The sequence below is a fragment of the Blautia sp. AM47-4 genome (assembly GCF_003479865.1).
Taxonomy (GTDB): domain Bacteria; phylum Bacillota; class Clostridia; order Lachnospirales; family Lachnospiraceae; genus Fusicatenibacter; species Fusicatenibacter saccharivorans.
The window spans coordinates 1-23,211 of record NZ_QUHY01000011.1 but is presented as its reverse complement, the minus strand read 5'-3'; the positions used below and the strand labels follow the sequence as shown (position 1 = coordinate 23,211).

Sequence of the window (23,211 nt, the reverse complement as noted above, 5' to 3'; positions counted from 1 at the left end):
TATAGTTAGCTGCAAAAGGGCCGAAGTTTATCCTCCGCCCCACACTCACGCTTATTATAGCAACCATAGAACAAAAAATCAAGAGAATTTCCCTTGCTTTTTCTGCATTTCACCATTATAATATATTACATGTCTTTTCTACTTTAACGCGTTGAATGGGCAAATCATTTTACCTATGAATGGGGGATTTTTTTATGAGTGGAACGAAAGAAAAAAAACTCAATCTGCCACAGTCACTGCTTTTGCTGCTGCTGATCATCGTATCCGTCGCAGTCTGTATCCGCCTGAAAACCGGCGGTCCTATGATCGGCCTGTTTGCAAGCTGGATTTTTATCTATCTGTTTTGTAAGATTTTCGGTATTTCTTACGCCAACATTGTTGCCGGCGCATACGATGCCATCCGTATGGTCGTCCCGACGCTCTGCCTTCTGATGGCCATCGGTGTCATGATCGGCACCTGGCTGCAGAGTGGCACCATTGCCACCATCATTTCCTGGGGCTTAAAAATGATTAACCCGTCCTGGCTGCTGCCTCTGACGCTGCTGTTCTGCTCCATTTTGAGTATTGTAACCGGTACTTCCTATGGTTCCGTCGGAAGCGCAGGTGTTGCCATGATGGCGATCGGAAACGCCATGGGTATCCATCCTGGCATGGTAGCCGGTGCTGTCATCTGCGGTGCCATGTTCGGTGACAAATTAAGTCCTCTTTCCGATACCACAAACCTTGCTCCGGCCGTTGCAGATGCCAAACTTGGCGATCATATCCGCTCGATGCTCTGGACCACCCTTCCAACGTATGTAATTACCTTAATTCTTTTTACTATTCTCGGTTTCCAGCAGACCAGCGGAAGCTATACCGAGGGAAGCATTACCGTTTACATCGATGCTTTAAACGGTGAATTCCAGCTCGGATGGATTACCATGATCCCTGCCATCCTGATTATTGTATTGCTCCTCTGCAAAGTAAATGCGATCTCTGCACTTGGTCTTTCCAGCTTCGCTGCCGGATTTGTTTCCTATTTTGTGCAGCACGATACTCTGCAGGGCATCATCCGCACAGCTTACAACGGTTACACAACCACAATCGAAGAACCGGTATTACAATCCATCTTAAACCGCGGCGGCATGGGAAGCATGCTCCAGTACGTAGCCATTATCTGCTTTGCTGTCGGCATGGGCGGCATGCTGGAAAAACTCGGTGTACTGGATCACATTCTTCAGGCGATTGTAAAGAGAATCAATAGCGATGGAAGTATGATCCTGGCAACGATGATTGTCGGTTACGTGACCAGCCTCATCAGCTGCTCCCAGCCGATGGCACACGTTCTGACCGGCCGTCTGATGGCACCTGTCTTTCAAGAGCGCAAGGTTGCACCGGAAATTCTTTCCCGCTGCCTCGAAGACTCCGGAACTATGGCTGGTCCTATGATTCCATGGCATGGCTACGGCGTATACATGGCCGGCACACTTGGTGTTGCATGGTCGGCATTTTTCCCGTACTTATTCCTGCTTTACCTGACCCCGGTTTTCAGTATTTTCTACGGATTTACCGGAATTTCCATTAAGCATCTTCCGGAAACCCAAAACAATGAATCAAAAGAAGAGAAATAAGGCAAAAGCAGAAATCGTAACAGAAAATCATAAACAGAAACAGAAACAAAAAAGAAAAGGAAAAGAGAAAGAATGCAGACAAAACTTGTTCTTCTCGGAACCGGCACACCAAATGCGTGTCCGAATGCCAACGGACCTTCCTCCGCTGTCGTGGTCGGTGACCGTGCTTATCTGGTAGATTTTGGCCCTGGCGTTGTCCGCCAGGCCTCAGCCGCCTATTTTAACGGCGTAGATGCCCTGCGGCCGGATCTTCTGACCGTTGCCTTCTGTACGCACCTTCACACAGACCATACCGCAGGATACCCGGATCTGATTTTTACTCCGTGGGTGCTGGAGCGCCCGGTTCCATTGAAAGTTTTCGGGCCAAAGGGCTTACAGCACATGACCGATCATATCTTACAGGCCTATGAAACCGACATTGATTTCCGAATTCACGGTTTCGAAAAAGCAAACGAATCCGGCTACCGCGTTGAGGTAACAGAAATTGAATCCGGCATTATCTACCGGGATGACCTGGTTACGGTGGAGGCTTTTCCGGTCAGCCACGGAACACTGGAATGCTACGGCTATAAATTCACCACACCGGACCGCACGATCGTCATCACCGGCGATACCGCTCCGCTGGATCTCGTGGCAGAAAAAGCGAAAGGCTGTGATATCCTGCTGCACGAAGTGGAATACGCCGCCGGAATTTCCTGCCGCGAACCAAAATGGCAGAAATACCACCGGGAAGTGCATACGTTAAGCACGGATCTTGCCGGTGTTGCAAAAAAGGCAAATCCGAAGCTGCTCGTTACGTATCACCGGATTTACCATATGAATGTACAGGATAACCACAAAAACCTTGCCGCCGAGATGGCATGGCGCGATGCCGCGATCTTGGATGAAATCCGGGATGCAGGGTATGACGGATATGTCGTGAACGGAAAAGACCTGGATGTATTTTAAAATACGGGGCAGCGTACCAATTCTGGTTTACGAATTAGTACGCTGCCCCGTTCGTTTTGGGATGAGCCCGGAGACGCTTTCTATTTTCATTTACCCGACTGGCAGATTCTACCATACTCTGCGTTATTTCAGAACTGTTTTTTCTTTGACATTAACCTCCTCAGAACGTATAATCATAGTATTACAACTCTGGCAAAACAGCAGGATTTTCTGCTGTTTGTCGTTACAGGAACCTGATCCGCAGACGGCTTGCACAGTCTGCCTTTCGTTTGCGTTCCAGAAAGGATGTTTTATATGGCAGCTACTACTGCGAAACCCGTAAAAAGCGCCGGTAAAATTCCCGGCAGTACCTTGAAAATCATTGCGATGGTCTGTATGCTGATCGACCACACTGCAGCTGTACTTTTCGACCGAATCCTGATTTCCCGTGGTCTTCTGGATGCGGTGAACGCTTCGGACGGAGGCGCATCATTTCTCTCCACAGGAAACACAGCTGTGATTTATTACGCGGACATGATTATGCGTGCCATCGGACGAATCAGTTTTCCAATTTTCTGTTTTCTGTTAATTGAGGGATTTCTACATACACATGATGTGAAAAAGTATGCTCTGAATCTTGGTATTTTCGCACTGGTTTCAGAAGTTCCGTTTGACCTTGCATTTGCGGGAAAACCGTTTTATCTGAATTATCAGAATGTATTTTTCACTCTGTTTATCGGCCTTGTGATGATGATTTTCCTGCAGAAGATTGATGAAAAAACGCATCAGGACGGTACAAACTGGCGGGGAGCCAACTGGAAAGTTTCCATTGGAAAACTGCTGGTGATCGTAGCGGCATGCACTGTTGCTACACTGCTGAAAACCGATTACAGTGCGATGGGAATTCTGACGATTGTTCTGATGTATAACCTGCGTAACAATAAGATGTATTGTATTGGAATTGGCTGCGCCGTACTTACGCTGCTGAGCCTGAATGAAATCACCTGTTTTCTGGCGATGATCCCGGTGCATTTTTATAACGGAAAACGAGGATTGAATCTGAAGTATCCGTTTTATGCGTTTTATCCGGTGCATCTGCTGGTGCTGTTTGCGATTGCGGCGGTACTGGGGATGGCGGGGGTTGCGGTTGTTTAAAAAACGGACACCCGGAAGTGCACCTGCGCCGCCTGGGACTGTGCCCTGGGGCACAGTCCCAGACGACACAGGTGCACTTCCGGGCTGACATTGAGGCGGGCGGTGGGGAGGTCTGGATTTGCTGCGCAAATCGGCGTGAGATTCTACTTAATATACTTCTTAACTTCCAACGGATACCCCAAAAGCTCTTCGCTGCGAATCACTTCAAAATTCTCCGGTTGAAAATCTTTGCGTAACGTCACAGTGTTCAGGCAATGATATCCCAATCTATGATAGAGTTTCATCGCTCCAAAATTTCGCGCAGCTACCTCAAGATAGACAGATTCAGAATACTTTTTTATCTCGCTTCGACCAGCGCAATCGCATGACTTCCGTATCCATTTCCCTGGTATTCCGGAAGTACGAAAAGATCTTCGATCCAGTCAACTTCCGCCCCGCGGCTTCCGAGATGCACAAATCCAATGGGGATCTCTTCTTTTAAGATAAAATAAAACACATGCCCTTTGTCTGTCCAGGCAGCAAGATTCTCCGCGGCCTCTTCGTCGGTTATAACATAATCACCATGAGCCAGCCAAAAGCCTCGAATCAGCTCTTTTGCAAGTTGTGCTTCGTTTTCATATTTCTGTAAAGCTATAATTTCATTCATTTTTTCATCTCCCTTGTTTTTTTAACCGAATCAAGTAAGTCCCAACCCCCTGCTTATTGCTTCGCGCAATGGAAGCAGGGGACTTGTTTGATTCGGTTAAACTATGATATACTCAAATCATCATGATACCAGGCTCAAAAAGCTAATGCAAGCTCGCTTGCAAGAGGATTTTTGAACTCTTGACCTGTCAAAAACATGACGAGGAGTGCAATGATATGAAAAAAGCGACAAATTTGATATCCTTTCTGATTTTAATGATGGTACTGGTCGGCTGTAGCAAAGAAACGGTCCATATCGACTTTCCTTTTGAAGTTGGAGATGTTGAAAATATCGAAATGTACCACTATGCGGGAGCACCGGTATCAGCAGAAAAGAAAATAGTCGTTGCAAAAACTGATATAACAGACTTGTATCATATGTTTGAAAACTTATCATTGACAGACAAACAAGTCGAGGAAATCACAGGAGCAGATGTGACCAGTTTTCGATTTAACCTTTCGGATGGGACAAACTACGAACTGGTTTATGTCTGCAATGGAGTCAAGAACGGAAAGCTGAAATCTTCCACGGGCAATTTTGAATACTTCACAAGTTCAGATATCGGCTCATATTGGTCAAATATGGATCTTGAATCAGTTCCAGTGAAAGAAAGTGAATTGCCGAAGTGGCATACCTGATTCAGCCTCGAAGGACTCCCTGTCATACGCGCTGGGGTGTTTTTATATATGATTCATCTCGTTTCCGTTTCTCATAAATCGCTTCCATCCATTCCAGCACATCCTCTTGGTTCTGCTGAAACGGTTCGCTGTGGCTCAGGAGAAAATACGGCGCACGCACGTTTTTCAGAACTCGGATTTCTGCCAGCAGGCGCTCGGCATTATAAACGGTCTGTCCGTTTTTCTGCGTCGCATATGCCGCATCCCCGAGAAAGCACCACGTCTCATCCACTTCCAATGCAAGCGATCCTTTGGCATGACTCGATGGAATCGGAAATAAATGTAACCGCACGTCACCGTCCTGAAACCACGTATCTTCTTCTATCACAGTTCCTGTTTTTGTATAACGAAACGTATTTTTCCCCTGGTAAACCGCTTCGCACGAAATCTCCGACAGATTCCCAATATGGTCGGGATGAAAATGGGATAAAATCACCCGAATTTTTTTTCCTGTCTGTTCTGACTTTTCCTGCAGAATTTCTGAAACCGCAGGATGATTTCCCACGTCATATACCCAGAAAAATGCATCACCCTCGATGATCACAACATTTGCCGAAAGTGGATGTTCTGTCGGTGTAAGATAGGAAATGTGATCGTTGATTGTCTGGATGTGCGGAATCTGTATCGGCTCTTTTCTTTCGTTCTTCATTCAATCAGCACCTCTTTTCCTTCGAACGCAAAACACAATGACCGACAGATTTATGAAATCTCTTTCATTCTCTGCCGGTCATGATATTAATGAAAATTAGTAGCTATCTTATTTTAGAAGCTGAACACCGCCACACCATACGCCGGAAGTGCATATGCAATCCGATATGGCTGGCCATCGCATTCTCCCTCTTTGGCACGGTAGGCTACCTGGCGTTTTTCGGTCGGGCCGCCGTATTTGACGTCGGAGCTGTCGAGTACCAGGCGGTACTGTTTTTTGCGCGGTACGCCGCACATGTAGTCCGGTCTCTCGACTGGTGTGAAGTTGCAGACAAACAGCAGATTGTTCTTGCCTGTCGGTGACCAGCGGACGAAGCTGTAAATGCTGCGGTCGCCGTCGTTGGCATTGATCCACTGGAAGCCTTCGTAGCCGCAGTCGTTCGCGTAGAGTGCCGGGTACTTGCGGTACATTTTCAGCAGGTCACTAAAGAAGGTCTGCAGATGCTGATGCCCCTCATCTGCCAGCAGGAACCAGTCGATCTCGCGTTCCTCGCTCCACTCGCGGAGCTGTCCGAAATCCTGTCCCATGAACAGAAGTTTTTTGCCCGGGTGCCCGAACATGAAAGCATAGCCTACCATCAGGTTCTGGAATTTTTCCTTCAGATCGCCCGGCATTTTATTGATCATCGAGCATTTCAAGTGGACAACCTCATCGTGCGAGAGCACCAGAATGTAGTTCTCGGAAAATGCATAGGTCATGCCGAAGGTCATCTTGTTATGGTTGTATTTGCGGAAGTATGGATCGAGCTTCATGTAATCGAGGAAGTCATGCATCCATCCCATGTTCCATTTGTAGGAGAAATGCAGGCCGCCGTCCTCTACGCTTCCCGTTACCTTCGGCCACGTTGTGGACTCCTCGGCAATCATGATGACACCTTTGTTTCGTCCGCGCACCAGGGTATTCAGGTGTTTGAAGAACTCGACGGCTTCGAGATTTTCATTTCCGCCGTTCTTGTTCGGCACCCACTGGCCCGGCTCTTTTCCGTAGTCGAGATACAGCATCGAAGCAACAGCATCGACACGGAGACCGTCTACGTGGTACTCTTCTACCCAATAAAGCGCATTTGCCAGCATAAAGTTTTTCACTTCATTTTTTCCGTAATCAAAGATCTTCGTTCCCCACTCCGGGTGCTCGCCCTTTCTCGGGTCGGCGTACTCATACAACGGCTGGCCATCAAAATCAGCAAGGCCGTGCGCATCTTTCGGGAAATGTGCCGGTACCCAGTCCAGAATAACACCGATTTTATTTTTATGCAGATAATCAACAAGATATTTAAACTCTTTCGGTGTTCCGTAGCGGGAGGTCGGTGCGTAATAGCCCGTTACCTGATAGCCCCAGGAACCGTCAAACGGATGCTCTGCAATTCCCATCAGCTCTACGTGGGTATAGCCCATTTTTTTTACGTAATCGGCAAGCGAATGTGCGAACTGAACGTAATTGTAAAATCCGTCCGGGTTGGATTCGGACCATGGATGTTTCATCCAGGAGCCCGGGTGCACTTCGTAGATAGAGAGCGCGGATTTCTGAACGTCAAATTTTTTGCGGTTCGTCAGCCATTCGCTGTCACCCCAGCGGTAGCCTTCGATTTCCGCTACTTTTGACGCGGTACCCGGCCGTTTTTCGGATGTAAATGCGTATGGATCTGCTTTGTACAGTTCTCTTCCGTCCGGTGTGCGGATGTAATATTTATACATCATTCCCTCGGTCACGCCCGGAACGAACACTTCATAAACGCCGTTCTCGCCGACTTTCCGCATCACATTGGCATGGGCATCCCAGCCGTTGAATTCGCCGATGACAGATACTTCCGCCGCATGCGGAGCCCATACGGTGAACCAGGCTCCTACTTTGCCGTCTTTTTTGTCCAGGTGCGCACCCATTTTCCGGAAAATATCGTAATGGGTTGCCTGGCCAAATAAGTACTGATCCAGTTCAGAAAATCTTGGCTGATAGCCCGCCGGTTTTTTTGGCGCTTTTCTGGTTTTCGCTGTTGTTTTTGCCGTTGTTTTCGCAGTTTCCTTCATAGAAAAAATCCCCTTTATGCTTCTTTTTCAATCAGAACACAGCCGCACGGAGGTACTTCAACAAAAAGTTTTCCATTTTCTGGAGAAATGGCTTCTCCGGTTACCGCGTTTTTCCATGTTCCGTCGCAAGATGCAGGAATCCAGACTCCCGCACTCTGGTTTTCATCATTATTTACTGCTGTGATCAGAGCGTCTGTCTCATCCAGGCGTGCAAAGGCATACTGGCGGTTGGTCAGCATGAGTTCGCGGTATCTTCCCGTTCGTGCTGCAGGATGTTTTTTTCTGACGTCTGATAATGTTTTGATCCATGCCGGAAGTTTTTCTGCCGGCGGATTTTTCTCCAGTTCTTCCAGATTCAGCGCCGGACGCAGCGGATCGTCGTTTCCGCCTTCTTTTCTTCCCTCGATGCCGAATTCCGATCCGTAATAGATGGACGGGATGCCCGGCAGGAAGTACAGCAGCGCATAAATTGGAATCATGTTTTCTTTTACGTTCAGCTTGCTGGCCAGACGGTCTACGTCGTGATTGTCAACGAAGCTGTACAGTTTCTTTCCTTTGTAAATGCCGCCGTTTTCGTCAAATTCGCGGCGGATCGTATGTGCAATTTCGAAGTAGTTATAATCGTTATGTCCCGAATAAAGTCCTTTGTGAAGCTCGTAGTTTGTGACACTGTGCAGCAGATGCTGGCCGTCTCCGATGTAGCGCGCATAGTCGCCGTGGATGACTTCGCCCATCAGCCAGAAGTCCTGTTTTTTGGCGGATGTGCGTGCGCGCATCTGCTCCATGAAGCCGAAATCCAGGCAGTCGGCGCAGTCGAGACGGATGCCGTCGATGTCGAATTCGTCGATCCAGAAGTCGATGACATCAAGGAGATAGTCGCGGACCTGCTGGTTCTGGAGATTCAGGTTGACGAGTTCGAAGCAGTTTCTCCATGCTTCGTAGGAGAATCCGTCGTTATAGCAGGTGTTTCCGCCGAACCAGATTCCTTTGTACCATCCGCAGTACGGGGACTGTTCTCTTTTTTCCTGAATGTCGCGGAAGGCAAAGAATTCGCGGCCGGTGTGGTTGAAGACACCGTCTACGACGACTTTGATGCCGAGTTCGTGGGCTTTTTTTACGTATGCGGCAAAGTCCGCGTTGTCGCCTAAGCGGCGGTCTACCTGTTTGTAATCTTTTGTGTCGTATCCATGTGTGGTTGATTCAAACAAGGGGCCGATATAGATTGCGGTACAACCGAGATCTGCGATGTGCGGAAGCCACTGTTCCAGTGTGGAAAAGCGGTGTACGGTTTCTTCCGATTCATTTTTTCTCGCGCGCCGGTCAGTCCGATCGGATAGATGTGATAAAATTCTGCCTCTTCATACCATGGTGCCATTTTGTTTGTCCTCCTTGTTTTTGGGTTATGAGTAAATTCCATACATGAACTGGTGTACCAGACGGTAGACTTCTTCGTCCCGGACGACGAGGTTGGAAAGATCGGATTGATCTCCTGCTGTCATCATCAGGTAGTGCATCAGGATTCCGGAGAAGCCTACGGCGAATTGTTCCTGACGGCCGTTCATGTTGCCGAGTTCGGCGCTGGCGTTGTCGAAGACGTCGACGCACAGGTGATAGAACCGGTCAATCATGGGGTATACGGTGCGGAAGCCTTCGCTTTTTCTTCCGGAATAGAACAGTGCCATCATCAGCATATGGAATTTCGGGTCTTCGGAGGCTCCGTTGAAGAAGGCACGCGCGATGCGGTACAGTTTTTCGGGGATGTTTTTCCCGGTTTCGGAGGCTTCGATGAGTTTTTGTTCCATAGGCTGAAAGTGCTCGTTTAGCAGGGCTTCGAGGAGGCCTTGTTTGCTGCCGAAGTAATAGTACAGGGTTGGTTTGGATACTCCGGCGGAGTCTACGATCTGCTGAACACCGACGGCGTCGTACCCGCTTTCGTAGAAGAGGGTCAGAGCTGAGTTCATGATTAGCTGACGATTGTCCATTTTGAATCCTCTTTGTTGCGGAAGGGACGCTCTCTGGAGTTCGCCTGGCCGCGGTGTGTTTGGGTGGTTGTTTGTTACGTGTGAGTTGGCATTTGTTTTGGTTTAAAATGCTTTTGTTGATTTTGTATTTAAGAAGTCTGCTTTTGTGTGTGATGGTCGAATTGCGTGAGTTTTTGGCAATTTTGACGAATTTTGTTGGATTTTGCAGGTTTCTTATGTGTGTTTCTGTTATCATTATACCAATCGGTATATAAAAAGTCAATGCGAAATATATAATGGATGAAAATAGATGCATAGAAAAAGAACCGGCGGGGAAATCTTTAGTTTAGTTCTCAGATTTCTCTGTCGGTTCTTTTCTTATTTTCCGATACTGTTTTTATACGAACTGAACCTCACATGACTAAAGTCACGTGCTTCAAACCGCTTTAGGCGGCAGACAAAATATCGGCGGATACGCCTGTTTCTTAGATCTTGCGCGGATACGCGCTTCTTCCATGCCGGATACGGCAGGTCTCCACATAACAGGTAGTCCACAGTATATCTGCCTGTGTTTATGCTGCTTTTCGCAGTTCCATTTCTGAAATTAAGTCTCTCAAATCCGCATAAACACATGAGGTTCTACTCTTTACTGCAGGAACTTTTGCCTCCAGCAAAGACCTTTCCGTTGCCGGTAAGGGTTTTAAAATTTCACGGATAAAATATCTTGCTCCAATATTGTACGATGCAGATAATCCTCCTTCTGCATTTTTTGCATTTTCTCTTTTTGTTCTCCAATTGCTGTTTTCCTTCGGATGTCGTATAATGGAAACAGCATTTTTCAAATTCAAATTAAGGAGAACGTAAACTGATGATACGATTTAATAATGACTACAATCACGGTGCACACCCGGAAATTCTGGAGGCACTGGCTTCGATTAACGGGAACAGTTATGGCGGATATGGCGAAGATGAATGGTGTGAGAAGGCTGCGGAGCTGATTCGGGAGAAGATTCGTTGTGCGGATGCGGCGGTTCATTTTTTTCCGGGGGCGACGCAGGCGAATTTTATTGTGACGGCGGCAGCGCTTTCGCCGGTGCAGAGTGTGATTGCGGCGGATACTGGACATATTAACTGCCATGAGGCGGCTTCGATTGAAAATACCGGGCATAAGATTCTGGAGCTGCCGAATACGGATGGTAAAATTTCGGCGGAACAGATTGCGGCGTGTGCGGCGGCTTATTATGAAGGCGGTGAGCCGGAGTATCTGACGGAGCCGAAGATGGTATATCTTTCATTTCCGACTGAGCAGGGAACGCTGTATTCGCTGCAGGAGCTGACGAAGATTCACGAGGTCTGCCGGAAGTATGATATGTATCTGTTTGTGGACGGGGCACGGCTTGGATACGGGCTTGGATCAGAAAAGAATGATGTTTCTCTCGAGGATCTCGCTGCTCTCACAGATGTTTTCTATTTCGGCGGAACGAAATGCGGTGCGCTGTTTGGTGAGGCCGTTGTGCTTACAGCTGACTCGCTGAAAAAGCGGTTCAAAGCCTACATGAAACAGAACGGCGCTGTTCTCGCAAAGGGATGGCTGCTCGGACTGCAGTTCCACTGCCTGCTGGGGCATGATCTTTATTTTACTGCGACACGCCGCGCCGATGAACTTGCCATGAAACTCCGCAAAGCATTTGCGGCGCAGGGGATTCCATTCTGGGTGGAGAGTTTTACGAATCAGCAGTTTGTGATTCTCACCGATGCGCAGAAGGAAACCCTAGAAAAACGCTATATTTTCGAGCCAATGGGGAAATCCGCGGACGGCGGAAATATTGCGCGGTTCTGCACCAGCTGGGCAACGACGGAAGAGGAAGTGCAGACACTGATTGATGACCTCAAAGCTTTATAATTTTTGTCCAAAACGGCATTCTGCAAACACCGGCGATCTCTAAATCTGCTTTGCAAATTCAAAGAAAAAGCTGTACCGGTGTGCCACGAAAATGCAGATTTTTCCTTGTTTTACTCCGAGAAAGGAATCTTTATGTCTCATAAAATTGGTATTACCGCCTGCTCCAACCCCATGCATCCTTCCTTTTCCGCCGATCTGGCGCGTCTCTGTCAGATTCTGCGGAAGCTGGGCTTCGATCCTGTTTTAAGCCCCTGCCTCTTCGACAACGGTTCCGGCTTTTCCGGCACGGGCGCGGAGCGGGCGGATACATTGATGAACCTTTACTGTGACCCAGAAATCACGGATATTTTTGATGTTTCCGGCGGCGATATGGCGAATGAAGTTCTGCCGTATCTGGATTTTTCTGTCATCGCCGCCTCCGGCAAGCGCTTCTGGGGATACAGTGATCTCACAACGATTGTCAATGCTGTCACGACTGCGACTGGAAATGAGTCGATGCTGTATCAGGTTCGAAATCTGCTGTACGACCACAGCGCCGAACAGATCACTCTGTTCCAAAACGCTTTTTCCGGGCAGTCTCCCAGCCTCTTCGACCTCCCTTGCACATTTCTGCAGGGCGATCACATGGAAGGTGTGATGATCGGCGGAAATATCCGCTGTTTTCTGAAGCTCGCCGGAACGGATTTTCAGCCGGATTTCCGCGGAAAAATCCTGCTCCTCGAAGCCATGGGCGGCGGCGTTCCGCAGATGGTTACGTTTCTGTCCCAGCTGAAAATGATGCATGCCTTTGAACAGATCAATGGTATTCTCCTCGGAACATTTTCCCAGATGGAACGCGACCAGCTGACGCCGGATATGCCGCAGCTTGTCCGCCAGGCGGCCGGACCGGATCTCCCGATTGCAAGGACTCCGTATATCGGCCACGGCACGGATGCACATGCCGCCGTGATCGGCAAATTTTATCAGATTTCTTCTGACTGATATACATCCGCGTAGCGCACGCCGAACTCCTCTGCGTCTGCATGGCGTTCCATATAGATATCAATGTGGCCGTACGGCGTGCCGCGGTCCTCGACCGTGTAAATTTTTCCGCCGATATTCAGCTTCGTTCCAAACGGCAGAACGCCGGTTGCAATGGTCCGGCCCTGCACCGGCATTTTTCCGGATGCGGTCGGGCCGCCCGCCCAGCGGCCACAGCAAACGGCGCAGTTGCAGTAAGCGGTCAGTTTAAAATTGCCGAGATATTTTCCCGAAGCGCTTTCCAACCGATCACCTGCGGTACTGTTTTCTGCACTTGTATTCTGCACATTTTCTGCTCCCGCCTTCTGTTTTCCACCATTCCCGTTTTCTGTTGTCTGGTTATCCACAGAGTTTCCTTCTTTTCTCCCATTATCCACATCTCCCGTTTCTACTTTGCTCTCACGTATTTCCTCCGAAATCACCCGCACAGCAAATTCTGTCGATTTCTCATAGTTAAAATCTGAAATCAGAATCCCCGTCGCCTCGCTTCCAGCGTGGATTACTTTTCCATCACCGAGATAAATCATGACATGGTAAATAAACCCGCTCTCCCGCTGGTAAAACAGCAGGTCACCAGGCTTTGCCTCCTGCACCGGAATGCGTGTTCCAGCTTTCGCCTGCTGGCGTGAGGTTCTCGGAAGGGTATACCCGAAATTAGCAAAAATCTGCTGGGCAAAGCCGGAACAGTCGCAGCCGTTTGTAAGACTCGTCCCGCCCCAGACGTACGGATTTCCCAGGAATTTTTTCGCGTACTGCAGGACCTCGCCGCGCGCTTCGTCAGAAGAAAGAAGTGTTCTCGTCGTTGCATATGTATAGGTGTACGCCTTATTATTCCATGGCTTCACCCACATTTCCGCCATGGGAAAACTTTCCTCCTGCCAACGGTTTACCTCTTTTTCAGCCTCTTCTCCGCGCAGGAGATACCGCGCGCAGACAAATCCACGGACATCGCCGGATTCCACATAAACCCAGTCAGAATCCGCATCCGCTAAAATATAACAGAGGCTTCCCTTCGGCAGGATTCCGACGATTTTCTGATTTGTGCCTTTTCCTTCGCGGACGTGAAGCCAGGAATTCACATCGGCGATAGCATATGTTTTTTCAACCGTATGAAACAGCCACGGCATACGGGAAATCGTGACTTTTTCAGCTTCTGCCGCCTGCCACTCACTGTAGCTTTCCCGCGTACGCTCAGCTTCCTGCTCTGCCGAAAAGACGGGTTCAGCCTCAGCGGCTGGCGGTTCCGCAGACTGTGATAAATCAGAATCCGAAGAGACTTCTGCCGTCTTGTCCCCACCAGTTGCATCATCACTTCCTGCAGATCCGTTTTCTTCCTCCGGCGGTCCATCTGCTCCCCATCTCCGCCGCCGATTTCTTCCTGCCCCGGCCATGGATCGTTGGAAATATCTTCCCCTTCGCCCGGCCACGATCCATCCATTTCACTGTTTCCCGGTGTTTCCGGCATGTCTCCCTGATCTCCCGGTTCTGGATTTTCCGGCTCCTCTGGCTCTGTCTCGCCTGCCTCTCCCGGTTCTGCATTTTCCGGCCCCTCTGGTTCTGTCTCGCCCGTTTTTCCCGGTTCCGTCATTCCTGCATTCTCTCCGCCGTCAGGCTCCTGCGGTTCCGGTTCCTCCGGGACTGTCTCATCTTCTTTTCCCTCGGATCCACTTTCCTCTTCCATCTCATCATTCTGCGTACCTTCCGGTTCTGTCACCTCTTCCGCTTCCGCAGGTGCCTCCTCCGCCGCATCTTCCTCCACGCAAAAAGAAGCAGCCCCAACGGCTGCTTCCCCTGCAATCTCAATTCCAATCTGTCCCGGATCGGCCGTTTCCTCTTCTGCTGCATAAACGGCTGTCGGGTTTCCCAGTGTCACTGCGAGCGCACCGATCATCGCGGCGCGCACCAGCTCGGCGCATTTGTCGCCCATCATTGTTTTATCAACCATTTTCGCTTTCTCCTATTCAATTTGTCCGGCCAGACGGAATTGATCCGAACAAATAAAACAGAAGAAACACCTCTGGTATCGCTTCCTATTCCTCTGCTCGAAACAGTCTGACCGCATTTTTTTCTGTCGTCTCAATGACTTCTTCTTCCGAAATTCCCTTGAGTTCTGCGATCTCCTGCACAACGTACGGCAGATACAGAGATGAATTTCGTTTTCCCCGGTACGGAACCGGTGCCAGATACGGACTGTCTGTTTCCAGCAGAATGCGCTCCATCGGAGCCATCTGAACCACTTCTTTGATCTTCTTTACATTTTTGAACGTCACCACGCCGCCAATGCCAAGATAAAATCCCATTTTCAGGTATTCCTCTGCCATCTCCACAGAGTAGGAAAAACAATGAATGACGCCGCCGATCTCCTCCGATTTTTCTTCTTTCATGACGCGGAGCGTATCGGCCGCCGCCGCCCTGCTGTGAATAATCATCGGAAGTTTTTCTTCCCGAGCAAGCGCAATCTGACGGCGGAACCAGTATTCCTGCTTCTCATGATTCTCCTTGTCCCAGTAATAGTCAAGGCCAATCTCACCGACCGCGACCGCCTTTTCCATGCGGCAGAGTTCCCGCATCCGCGCCATCACGTCCTCGTTCAGATCGCCCACCTCATCCGGGTGAAGGCCGAACGCGCCGTAGATGAACGGATACGCTTCCATCAGTTTTCTTGTATTTTCCAGTGATTCCAGATTTGCCGAGACATTGATGATACGCCCGATCCCGTTTTCCTGCATCGAGGAAAGCAGCTCTGCGCGGTCTTCATCAAATTTCTCATCGTCATAATGTGCATGTGTTTCAAATATCATATCCGAATTTCTCCTTAAAAAAACGAAACAGAAACGGAAGAAAGCTCTGCATAGCCTTCCCCTGTTTCCGTTTCCACATTTATCTATCCTATCGTTCGTTGTTTTCGTAAAAGTAAAGTGCGCCGCTGCGCCTGTGCTTATTATAACGCATTCATTTTTCCCGCGTCAACCAGGAAACGAAAAAATATGCCGGATTCCGATAAGATCACCGCCGTGCCGCAATCTCGTCCAGCAGGCAGCCAGCCACTTCGTCTTTTCCCATCAGCGGAAGCTCCTTGATGCCGTCCTTCGTGATCAGCGTCACCACATTCGTCGCCACACCGAAGCCGGCGCCCTCCGTCTTCAGATTGTTCGCCGCGATCATGTCGAGATGCTTCTTCTCCAGCTTCGCGCGCGAGTTTTCCACCATATTCTCCGTTTCCATCGAAAATCCGCACACAAACAGACCCGGATGACGGTTCTTTTCCACCCATCCCAGAATATCATCGGTGCGCTCCAGCGGAATACTCATGTCGCCGTCTTGCTTTTTGATCTTCTGATCCGCCACTGTCGCAGGCCGGTAATCGGCAACTGCGGCCGCCTTGATCAGAATGTCTGTCTCCGGCAATGTCTCCCGCACCGCCTCCAGCATGTCCTTCGCCGTCGTCACCGGTCGCATCGCAACGCCTGGAACCGGGGCTAATGAAACCGGGCCGGAAATCAGCGTTACCTGCGCGCCGCGGAGCATCGCCTCCCGCGCAATCGCGTATCCCATGCGGCCGCTGCTATGGTTCGTCAGATACCGCACCGGATCGAGGGATTCCTGCGTCGGGCCTGCAGTCACGGTGACACGCACACCAGCGAGCGTCTTTTCGCGGGCAAGCTCCATCGCGATATAATCGAGCAGCACCTCCGGGTCCGGCAGTTTTCCTTTTCCGACGTCCTTGCACGCCAGCATTCCCACGGTCGGCTCGATGATGCCGAAACCGTATTTTTTCAGCGTCGCCAGATTATCCTGCGTAATCGGATTTTCCAGCATCGCCGTATTCATCGCCGGAGAGACCAGCTTTTTGCACTTCGCTGCGAGCACCACCGTTGTCAGCATATCATCTGCAATGCCGTGTGCCATTTTTGCAATCACATTGGCGGTAGCCGGGGCAATCATAATCAGATCCGCCGCTTTTGCCAGCGAAATATGCGTCACCTCATATTTAAAATCACGCGCAAACGTATCGACCACGCAGCGGTTGTTGGTCAGCGTCTCGAACGTCAGCGGGGTGATGAACTGCGTCGCGTTTTCGGTCATGATGACATGCACGTCTGCTCCGGCTTTCCGAAGACCGCTCGCCACATTTGCCATTTTATAGGCGGCAATTCCGCCTGTCACACCAAGTACAACACATTTTCCGTCAAGATTTTCCATTGTAACTCCGTTCTGCTGCCTCGAAGCAACTTTTTTCCTATGATAGTTTTAGTATAGCAGACAGAAAAACAGATTACAACCAATCCTGTTTGCCATTGATGCAAAAAGGCTTTATAATAAAAGTACAAAAGAGCTCTACTTTTAAAATAATCGCGAGGTATTTTTATGATTTTAGCCATTGATATCGGGAACACAACCGTTACGCTCGGCGGCGTCCGGATCGCACCGCAGCAAGCGTATTCCCTCGAATTCACAGCCCGGATTGACATCAACCACACCTGGTCTGCCAGCCAGTATGAATCTGCGATCGAGCAGCTTTTTGAAGACAAGAATCTTTCCCCGTCCGACTTTCGGGGCGTCATCATTTCCAGCGTTGTTCCGTCGGTTCTGACGCTTCTGCAGGAATGTGTCCGTAATCTGTTCGGCACAGAACCGCTGCTCGTCACATCCGAAAGTGATCTCGGCATGACATTTTCCATCCCGGAACCGGAAAAAGTAGGCCGCGACCGCCTCGTTGATGCAGCCTGGGCCGCCGCACATTATCCGCTGCCGGTCATCACCGTGGATCTTGGAACAGCGACGACCTTCAATGTCATCCGGGAAAACAGCGTCTTCTGCGGCGGCGCCATCGCACCGGGACTCGATATGGGACTTGGCGCCCTCTCCGAGCGGACCGCCCAGCTCCCGCGGCTCGACCTCCAGATCCCGAAACGCATCATTGGCAGAAACACCGAAGAATGCATTCTCTCCGGCACCATCGTCGGCATGGCCGCGATGCTCGACGGAATGGTCCAGCGCATCGAAGCCGAACTCGGCTCCCCCGCCACCCTCATCCTCACCGGCGGCGCGGCACGCTTCGTCGAACCGCTCGTTTTACATCCTCATATCTATGACCCGAACCTTCTGCTGAAAGGGCTGGCGTTCCTGTGTGAGCGGAATTGTGCAAATTAAAATCGTACTTCCAAATATTCATCAGACTTTTTCATTCTGCATGACGTTAAAAAGCGTGTCTGTTCTCCAGGCACGCTTTTCTCTATTTTTCTATGGAATCGCAACCCTTCTTTGTGTTGCCTCTCCGCTTTTCAGTTTTTCCTGATTCTCCTCTTTCAGTTTTAAAATACACGGGCGAATGCTTTCATCATACGTTTCTGTTGTCTGAAGTACATGACCATTGTATACAATCACATCATCGGAATACAGAAATACAAGCGCCATCTGATTCATCTCATGATCGTAGATCAGAACATACCAGTTATAATCATACAAAATCCTCTCTGTCATGTTGAATACCTGTTTTGGCTTCTGGCAGGAAATTTTTTCTCCGTAAATGGTCGAGAGAATTTCGTCCATCTCCTCCGGATGATCCTCGCGCGTGATCGCAAAGGACATTCCGGCTCCGGTGTCTTCCGGGATATAAAGATAAATCATCTCGGCTTTGTCCGTATCAAAGGTTTCGATTTCCTGCAGCAGTTCCTGATCCGATTTTTCTGAGATGAAATCTGCTGCCGTCAGGAAAACATCTGTCGTACCCCGCTCAGGACCAATGGGATTTTCTTTCTGTGTATACACCGCCGTCATTCTTTTTACCAGACATCCTGCAATCACGCAAAGGATCACTCCAGCTAACACAGTGATTTTTCTCTTTTTCATACGTTTCAAGGAAATCACCTCTCTTCCAAAACAGACATTCCGGGAACCTTCCAAAAGTTGAATTTTCTCTTTTCAGTATATCATGAATTTTTCCGGGACACACTCTTTTCCTTCTCCCTATGCACGGAAAAACTCCCGGCACTGCCGGGAGTTTATGACTTTCTTATTTCATAGTAACTATTCAGAACCCCATCTCGATTCCGCTTGCGCTGCATCTCGATGTTGCTTCTCGCCATATGAAATTCCAGAAAACCGTTCATTCATGCAAGCATGATTCACGATTTTCTTCCATTTCGCATGGCTCTGAATAGTTACATTTCATATTACTTTTTCACCTGCTCATATACCAGTCCCGGATAAGCTTCGAGGCTGACACCGTTTTTTTCAAACATTGGAAATGCTTCTGCGCCGGATGCGCATACGGCGGTTGCCATGCTTGCCTGTTCGGTGTAGTTCTCCCAGTTGTCGGTGGTAAGGCCAGGCTGGTATGCTTCCCAGGCGGTTTCGTATTCGGTGCTCTTATCGGAAGGAATCGCATCTTTCAGGCTCTCGCCGGACCAGACGGCAAGCTGATCTGCTTTTTTGTAAGTGTATTCCGGGAGCTGATCGTCGCCCAGCGACTGGTACAGTTCGTAGCGGGTAATGGAGTCTTTGGAACTTCCGTAGGATTTTTCCATTTCTTTTTTCACGGTATCCATATCGGCATCATCCGGGTAGGTGATGTCTACTTCGCACAATACCGGTTTTCCCGTCGCTCCGGTCTGATCGAGGTTGATAAACTGAAACATGACTCTGGAAGTTTTCTCGCCGAAAACAGTGGCTTCTGTATCTACTGCGATCGCGGCTGCACTTTCGGTCTCAGAGAAAATTTCCACCTGATCCCGATCTAAATTCCAGTCGGCAAGCACTTCATCCACTGTTTTTCCCCATCCGGTATCCGGCGGCGTAATTTCCTTGCTGCTCTCTTTCGCTCCCTGACATCCAGTCAGCAACAGAGCGCATATTGCAAAAATACCTGCTAATTTTTTATTCATACACCTGCATCTCCTTTCCGTTTTGTTATTTTTTTCACATACTTTTTTTGTTAGCCCTATACTACCATATATTCTTCTGAAAATCTATGACGTTTGGTGAAAATTTTCTTACATTTTTCTTATGCATTCGATTTAAATCAAAGAAAAAGCAACAACATCCCTTATAGAAATTCTCTACCGCTATTAAAAAACGCTCCCCCAGTATCTATAACGCAAGGGGAGCGTCTATTTTCAATTAGTTCGCTTGTTCTGATAATCGAGTTTTGCTTAAGCTCTCTCCCAGCGGCCTCCCGGGGCTGAAGATATAACACAATAAGCAATATTCAAACTTGAGGTTCCAGCTTTAATATACGAACGACAGGACCGTCCACACTCTAAAGTCGAATATGTAATCATCTGCGTATTATTTGGAGTATAGTGATATGGGGTTCCTCCAGCAGGATTTGAAATTGTTTTTGTAATATCATCATACTGGAATCCCACCTCTGGTGAATATTTGGATGTCTGCATTAAACTACTTGCTTTCATAGAGGTTCCGTAGTTCAGTGTTGTTTCAAACCAATTAATTCGTACCTTTAATGCCTGACGGTCATTTGTCACGGATACTTTCATGGTTGCATAAATGCTGTACTGGCTAAGCTGCCCCGTATTGCTTACAATATCAGTGATTGCTACTCTTTGCTGATGCTCGTCTACAATCAACAAACCCGTTGAAATAATATCCTGCTCGCTGCCATTTTCATCCACTACCTGTGTGATTGACAAATAATCATCCGGCTTTGCATCAATGGCGCGGGTCTTCATCTGTTTTTCCTGATATTGTTCAATTGCAACCTTAATTACGTCACTTTCATTCGTGATGTGATTGTTTAAAACCTCTTCATACACTCTGTTTTTTAATTCTGCATTTGTTTCTGCTTTTACTGTTGTAGCAAATACACTAGTCATCACCAAAGCTAACATACAGAAGCCGATTGCTGTTAACGCATTTTTCAATCTTTCTTGCATAAATAACTCCCTCTCTTTCGATTTGCAAAATTAATCACTGCTATTAATTCTCTTCTGCATTGGACTTTTCTCCTTCCTTCATTTTGCCTGTTAGCCTAGGCTCATTTAAAGCCTGGATTCAGTTTTTCACATTTCTTTACTTAAAAGCCCAAAAAGTTTATGATGTTAAATGAAAATAAAAAAACCATCTAACATCATAAACTTTTTATTTTTTTTCATATATTTTATAGATATATTATTTTACTTAACGAAAGCGAGATCTTCTATGAAAAAAACATTCAAAAAATTATTACTTATCTTCCTAATATTTTCTCATATAACTATTACTATTCCTGCACCCAAATTTCCACCATTTTCAACAACTTCAGCTCCACTCCCTCCAAATGATAATGATCATTAATTTAACAAATTTCTTTCCTCTACATAATTTTTCATTACCTTGTAATCTGCATCCATTTTATACAGCTTGAGCAGATTCAAGTTTTGTTTAAAATATTTTTTACATACTTCTTTTCCTTCTTCTTCCATAATGCACGCCTGAATCATCAAGCAATATCCTAAAGATGCACCCTTGCCTGCATACAGCATCTGCTGAACAGCTTTTTGACATGTGCACATAGCCTCCTTAAAATATTTTAATTCATCCAGTGCTCTTGCATAATTCGCTATATTCATATTCCAATCTAACATATGAAATACTGGCTTTATACAGCTATCACTATATCTGTCGTCTATAAAGTGATAGATTTCCAACGCCATTTGATAATCTTTTTTCCCCCAATAAATAAGTGCTATTTCTGTCAAAACACTGATTTCCTGGCGATTCAATACATATTCTGTTCTATATACATCTTCAAATTTCAATGTTATCTCTAACAATGCTTTTAGTTGCTGTACAAGTTCTTCGTAAGCGCAAAATATTGCTACGTTACTCATGAATTACGCTTGCACCAAAATGATAGATGCAAGCGTTTTACTCTATTTTAGTTTTGACAGTTCGTTTTCGCAGTCTCGCTCCATGGGGCAAGCTGTTCCAACTGTTCATCTGACATTTTATCGTCTGGCCGCTGTGATAAGAGATATGTCAGATATTTATAGGTATTCAGATCATTCGCTTTTGCCATCTCGACCATTGTATACACAATAGCACTGGAGGCAGCTCCTTTCGGACTGGCACTGAACAGCCAGTTCTTCCGGCCGACAGTGAATGGCCTGATTGCATTCTCGCTAAGATTATTGGACAAACTGCAATGACCGTCTTCCAGATAAGTCATCAGGGTGTCTTTCCGATTTTGGGCATAGTTTACCGCTTTCGCCAAACGGGTTCCTTTGTTTGGGCGCTGTTGATCCAGCCAATTCCAGAATGCCTCCAGTATTGGCTTCTCCTTTTCAAGACGAAATTGTTTTCTCTGCTCCGCAGTGTGATTTTTTGCTTTTGAGTACCGCTCACAATCAAACAGCTTGGAACAGAACTGTACTCCCTGCACTGCCGGAAGGCTGTAATCATACTCTTTCCCTTTCGGTATGGCATCTGTGAAGTAACGTCTCACATGTGCCCAGCAAGAGCAGCGTTTGATGTCCGGCAGATTATTATAACCCTGGTATCCATCCGTCTCCAGATATCCGCTGAACCCCTGTAGGAAAGATGCTGCATGGAACTTTGCCCTTGTCTCTGTGTAATGGTAGAGCAGGATCGGCGGAAGTCCATCTTCTCCACTGCGGAAGAGCCACATCCAGGAATCCGTTTCAGGATTACGCTCCGGCTCATTCAGTACCTGAACCCGGGTTTCATCTGCCATCAGATATTTACGCATCCGTAACTGACGGTGAAAATAATCATAAACATGACGGAGATAATTCTCGGCACAGTAAATGATCCAGTTAGCAAGCGTAGCCCGGCTTAATGGGACACCCAGTTGCTTCCAGTCCTCTTCCCGCCTGTTTAACGGCAGACCATTCTGGTACTTCTGGTGCATTGCCCATCCGACAACGTATTCCGATGCATAACTTTCCGGGATCAATGGTTCCTGAACAGGGGCTTTGACAAATGTCTGATCATCCGGATGTTCCTCTGATATGGCACACTCCGGGCATTTATAGGTTTCACGATAGATATTTACTACTTTTCCCTTGGCAGGGGTAAAACGAAATTCATGGCGGACGAATTCTTTCCCAATACATTCCATCTGCGTTCCGCAGGTTGGACAGTTTCGCTCCTCCTCCGGAAGAGAAATGATCTCGTCGCAGGAAGGAACATTTTTAAAGAGATCAGCATGTGTCCGTCTTGCTTTTCTCTTATGTTCCGGAACAGTGATGTCATCAGGAAGTTCCTGTTCCCATGTTGGGTCTGCTTCCTGCTCGGCTTCATCAAAAAGATTCAACTGGCCATCGATATCTTTCCGTTTTTCACTGGAAGTACCAAAAAGTTTCTTCGTGAGATATTCAATCTGCTGACGAAGGTTTTCTTTTTCCAGCCGGTCTGCTTCCAATGTTTTTTGTAAAGACTGGATCAGTTCTGTCTGTGTGGAAATCGTCTTATTCAGTTGGTTGATCATGTCCTTGTACGCAAGGATTTTTGAATCTTTTGAATTGCCAGCCATATGTTTTCTGCTCCTTTTTCACTGCTCTTATTATACCATAAAAAG

21 protein-coding genes and 1 pseudogene are annotated in these 23,211 nt (G+C 47.8%); 7 read left to right on the top strand and 15 right to left on the bottom strand.

The window, feature by feature from the left end; all coding sequences use genetic code 11:
- Positions 1–194 precede the first annotated feature (194 nt).
- The 3 genes from nhaC (at position 195) to DW965_RS09070 (ending at position 3,692) form a co-directional block, all read left to right on the top strand.
- Positions 195–1,610 carry a Na+/H+ antiporter NhaC gene (nhaC, locus tag DW965_RS09080; RefSeq protein ID WP_117813417.1) on the top strand — a complete coding sequence of 472 codons (1,416 nt, stop codon included), beginning with the start codon at positions 195–197 and terminating at the stop codon, positions 1,608–1,610.
- A 72-nt stretch (positions 1,611–1,682) separates the two neighbouring features.
- Positions 1,683–2,558 (top strand): MBL fold metallo-hydrolase, encoded by an 876-nt coding sequence (locus DW965_RS09075; protein ID WP_119198301.1) that lies wholly within the window; start codon positions 1,683–1,685, stop codon positions 2,556–2,558.
- 294 nt (positions 2,559–2,852) lie between these two features.
- Entirely contained in the window at positions 2,853–3,692 is an 840-nt protein-coding gene (locus tag DW965_RS09070; RefSeq protein WP_022462626.1) for a TraX family protein, read from the top strand.
- Between the two features lie 337 nt (positions 3,693–4,029).
- Here the strand turns inward: DW965_RS09070 and DW965_RS09065 are convergent, their stop codons facing one another.
- Complete coding sequence (locus DW965_RS09065) at positions 4,030–4,338, bottom strand: GNAT family N-acetyltransferase (protein WP_119198300.1); 309 nt, start codon at positions 4,336–4,338, stop codon at positions 4,030–4,032.
- Between the two features lie 215 nt (positions 4,339–4,553).
- Here DW965_RS09065 and DW965_RS09060 point away from each other — a divergent pair, with 215 nt between their 5' ends.
- Positions 4,554–5,015: a hypothetical protein gene (locus DW965_RS09060; RefSeq protein ID WP_117813422.1), complete on the top strand. Its 462-nt coding sequence runs from the start codon at positions 4,554–4,556 to the stop codon at positions 5,013–5,015.
- A 22-nt stretch (positions 5,016–5,037) separates the two neighbouring features.
- Here the strand turns inward: DW965_RS09060 and DW965_RS09055 are convergent, their stop codons facing one another.
- From DW965_RS09055 to DW965_RS09035, 5 genes and pseudogenes are all read right to left on the bottom strand, one after another.
- Positions 5,038–5,703, bottom strand: coding sequence for an MBL fold metallo-hydrolase (locus DW965_RS09055; protein WP_243036540.1), 666 nt, complete (start codon positions 5,701–5,703; stop codon positions 5,038–5,040).
- A 113-nt stretch (positions 5,704–5,816) separates the two neighbouring features.
- The gene (gene glgB / locus DW965_RS09050; RefSeq protein ID WP_119198299.1) at positions 5,817–7,787 is read right to left on the bottom strand and encodes a 1,4-alpha-glucan branching protein GlgB; all 1,971 of its coding nucleotides are present in this window, start codon (positions 7,785–7,787) and stop codon (positions 5,817–5,819) included.
- A 14-nt stretch (positions 7,788–7,801) separates the two neighbouring features.
- Positions 7,802–9,162 (bottom strand): annotated as a pseudogene (locus DW965_RS09045) (alpha-amylase family glycosyl hydrolase).
- Between the two features lie 25 nt (positions 9,163–9,187).
- Positions 9,188–9,769, bottom strand: a complete 582-nt coding sequence (locus DW965_RS09040) for a TetR/AcrR family transcriptional regulator (RefSeq protein WP_022461597.1) — start codon at positions 9,767–9,769, stop codon at positions 9,188–9,190.
- 551 nt (positions 9,770–10,320) lie between these two features.
- Positions 10,321–10,596: a hypothetical protein gene (locus DW965_RS09035; protein WP_243036539.1), complete on the bottom strand. Its 276-nt coding sequence runs from the start codon at positions 10,594–10,596 to the stop codon at positions 10,321–10,323.
- Between the two features lie 20 nt (positions 10,597–10,616).
- Here DW965_RS09035 and DW965_RS09030 point away from each other — a divergent pair, with 20 nt between their 5' ends.
- Entirely contained in the window at positions 10,617–11,651 is a 1,035-nt protein-coding gene (locus tag DW965_RS09030; protein ID WP_119198298.1) for a threonine aldolase family protein, read from the top strand.
- Positions 11,652–11,783: 132 nt separating this feature from the next.
- Entirely contained in the window at positions 11,784–12,632 is an 849-nt protein-coding gene (locus tag DW965_RS09025) for an LD-carboxypeptidase (protein WP_119198297.1), read from the top strand.
- On the opposite strand, the gene DW965_RS09020 is transcribed toward DW965_RS09025, so the two are convergent.
- From DW965_RS09020 to coaBC, 4 genes are all read right to left on the bottom strand, one after another.
- Complete coding sequence (locus tag DW965_RS09020) at positions 12,614–13,798, bottom strand: NlpC/P60 family protein (protein WP_158582825.1); 1,185 nt, start codon at positions 13,796–13,798, stop codon at positions 12,614–12,616. The two genes, DW965_RS09025 and DW965_RS09020, sit on opposite strands and share 19 nt — an antisense overlap.
- Positions 13,747–14,616, bottom strand: coding sequence for a hypothetical protein (locus DW965_RS19120; RefSeq protein ID WP_158582823.1), 870 nt, complete (start codon positions 14,614–14,616; stop codon positions 13,747–13,749). Before DW965_RS19120 ends, DW965_RS09020 begins: the two co-directional genes overlap by 52 nt.
- A gap of 85 nt (positions 14,617–14,701) precedes the next feature.
- Positions 14,702–15,472: a TatD family hydrolase gene (locus DW965_RS09015; protein ID WP_117805289.1), complete on the bottom strand. Its 771-nt coding sequence runs from the start codon at positions 15,470–15,472 to the stop codon at positions 14,702–14,704.
- 205 nt (positions 15,473–15,677) lie between these two features.
- Positions 15,678–16,874 (bottom strand): bifunctional phosphopantothenoylcysteine decarboxylase/phosphopantothenate--cysteine ligase CoaBC, encoded by a 1,197-nt coding sequence (coaBC, locus tag DW965_RS09010; RefSeq protein WP_117801651.1) that lies wholly within the window; start codon positions 16,872–16,874, stop codon positions 15,678–15,680.
- A 165-nt stretch (positions 16,875–17,039) separates the two neighbouring features.
- Between coaBC and DW965_RS09005 the strand changes: the two genes are divergently transcribed.
- Complete coding sequence (locus tag DW965_RS09005) at positions 17,040–17,825, top strand: type III pantothenate kinase (RefSeq protein WP_022461121.1); 786 nt, start codon at positions 17,040–17,042, stop codon at positions 17,823–17,825.
- A gap of 90 nt (positions 17,826–17,915) precedes the next feature.
- Here the strand turns inward: DW965_RS09005 and DW965_RS09000 are convergent, their stop codons facing one another.
- The 5 genes from DW965_RS09000 to DW965_RS08980 form a co-directional block, all read right to left on the bottom strand.
- A complete protein-coding gene (locus DW965_RS09000) occupies positions 17,916–18,524 on the bottom strand; it encodes a hypothetical protein (protein ID WP_147326134.1) in 609 nt (202 codons plus the stop codon).
- Positions 18,525–18,847: 323 nt separating this feature from the next.
- Positions 18,848–19,558 (bottom strand): hypothetical protein, encoded by a 711-nt coding sequence (locus DW965_RS08995; RefSeq protein WP_117805290.1) that lies wholly within the window; start codon positions 19,556–19,558, stop codon positions 18,848–18,850.
- A 267-nt stretch (positions 19,559–19,825) separates the two neighbouring features.
- The gene (locus tag DW965_RS08990) at positions 19,826–20,566 is read right to left on the bottom strand and encodes a hypothetical protein (protein WP_022461191.1); all 741 of its coding nucleotides are present in this window, start codon (positions 20,564–20,566) and stop codon (positions 19,826–19,828) included.
- A gap of 396 nt (positions 20,567–20,962) precedes the next feature.
- The gene (locus DW965_RS08985) at positions 20,963–21,502 is read right to left on the bottom strand and encodes a hypothetical protein (RefSeq protein WP_117805291.1); all 540 of its coding nucleotides are present in this window, start codon (positions 21,500–21,502) and stop codon (positions 20,963–20,965) included.
- A 47-nt stretch (positions 21,503–21,549) separates the two neighbouring features.
- The gene (locus DW965_RS08980; RefSeq protein ID WP_119198295.1) at positions 21,550–23,166 is read right to left on the bottom strand and encodes an IS66-like element ISRgn2 family transposase; all 1,617 of its coding nucleotides are present in this window, start codon (positions 23,164–23,166) and stop codon (positions 21,550–21,552) included.
- Positions 23,167–23,211: the final 45 nt, after the last annotated feature.

Bases quoted from the DNA above. Each gene is read 5' to 3' on its own strand.
- DW965_RS09000 (WP_147326134.1), bottom strand. From the start codon at position 18,524: ATGAAAAAGAGAAAAATCACTGTGTTAGCTGGAGTGATCCTTTGCGTG.
- DW965_RS09025 (WP_119198297.1), top strand. From the start codon at position 11,784: ATGTCTCATAAAATTGGTATTACCGCCTGCTCCAACCCCATGCATCCT.
- DW965_RS09055 (WP_243036540.1), bottom strand. From the start codon at position 5,703: ATGAAGAACGAAAGAAAAGAGCCGATACAGATTCCGCACATCCAGACA.
- DW965_RS09060 (WP_117813422.1), top strand. From the start codon at position 4,554: ATGAAAAAAGCGACAAATTTGATATCCTTTCTGATTTTAATGATGGTA.
- DW965_RS19120 (WP_158582823.1), bottom strand. From the start codon at position 14,616: ATGGTTGATAAAACAATGATGGGCGACAAATGCGCCGAGCTGGTGCGC.
- glgB (WP_119198299.1), bottom strand. From the start codon at position 7,787: ATGAAGGAAACTGCGAAAACAACGGCAAAAACAACAGCGAAAACCAGA.
- DW965_RS09040 (WP_022461597.1), bottom strand. From the start codon at position 9,769: ATGGACAATCGTCAGCTAATCATGAACTCAGCTCTGACCCTCTTCTAC.
- DW965_RS09005 (WP_022461121.1), top strand. From the start codon at position 17,040: ATGATTTTAGCCATTGATATCGGGAACACAACCGTTACGCTCGGCGGC.
- nhaC (WP_117813417.1), top strand. From the start codon at position 195: ATGAGTGGAACGAAAGAAAAAAAACTCAATCTGCCACAGTCACTGCTT.
- DW965_RS09065 (WP_119198300.1), bottom strand. From the start codon at position 4,338: ATGAATGAAATTATAGCTTTACAGAAATATGAAAACGAAGCACAACTT.
- DW965_RS09015 (WP_117805289.1), bottom strand. From the start codon at position 15,472: ATGATATTTGAAACACATGCACATTATGACGATGAGAAATTTGATGAA.
- DW965_RS08980 (WP_119198295.1), bottom strand. From the start codon at position 23,166: ATGGCTGGCAATTCAAAAGATTCAAAAATCCTTGCGTACAAGGACATG.
- coaBC (WP_117801651.1), bottom strand. From the start codon at position 16,874: ATGGAAAATCTTGACGGAAAATGTGTTGTACTTGGTGTGACAGGCGGA.
- DW965_RS09020 (WP_158582825.1), bottom strand. From the start codon at position 13,798: ATGCCGTGGCTGTTTCATACGGTTGAAAAAACATATGCTATCGCCGAT.
- DW965_RS09070 (WP_022462626.1), top strand. From the start codon at position 2,853: ATGGCAGCTACTACTGCGAAACCCGTAAAAAGCGCCGGTAAAATTCCC.
- DW965_RS09030 (WP_119198298.1), top strand. From the start codon at position 10,617: ATGATACGATTTAATAATGACTACAATCACGGTGCACACCCGGAAATT.
- DW965_RS08990 (WP_022461191.1), bottom strand. From the start codon at position 20,566: ATGCAAGAAAGATTGAAAAATGCGTTAACAGCAATCGGCTTCTGTATG.
- DW965_RS08985 (WP_117805291.1), bottom strand. From the start codon at position 21,502: ATGAGTAACGTAGCAATATTTTGCGCTTACGAAGAACTTGTACAGCAA.
- DW965_RS09075 (WP_119198301.1), top strand. From the start codon at position 1,683: ATGCAGACAAAACTTGTTCTTCTCGGAACCGGCACACCAAATGCGTGT.
- DW965_RS08995 (WP_117805290.1), bottom strand. From the start codon at position 19,558: ATGAATAAAAAATTAGCAGGTATTTTTGCAATATGCGCTCTGTTGCTG.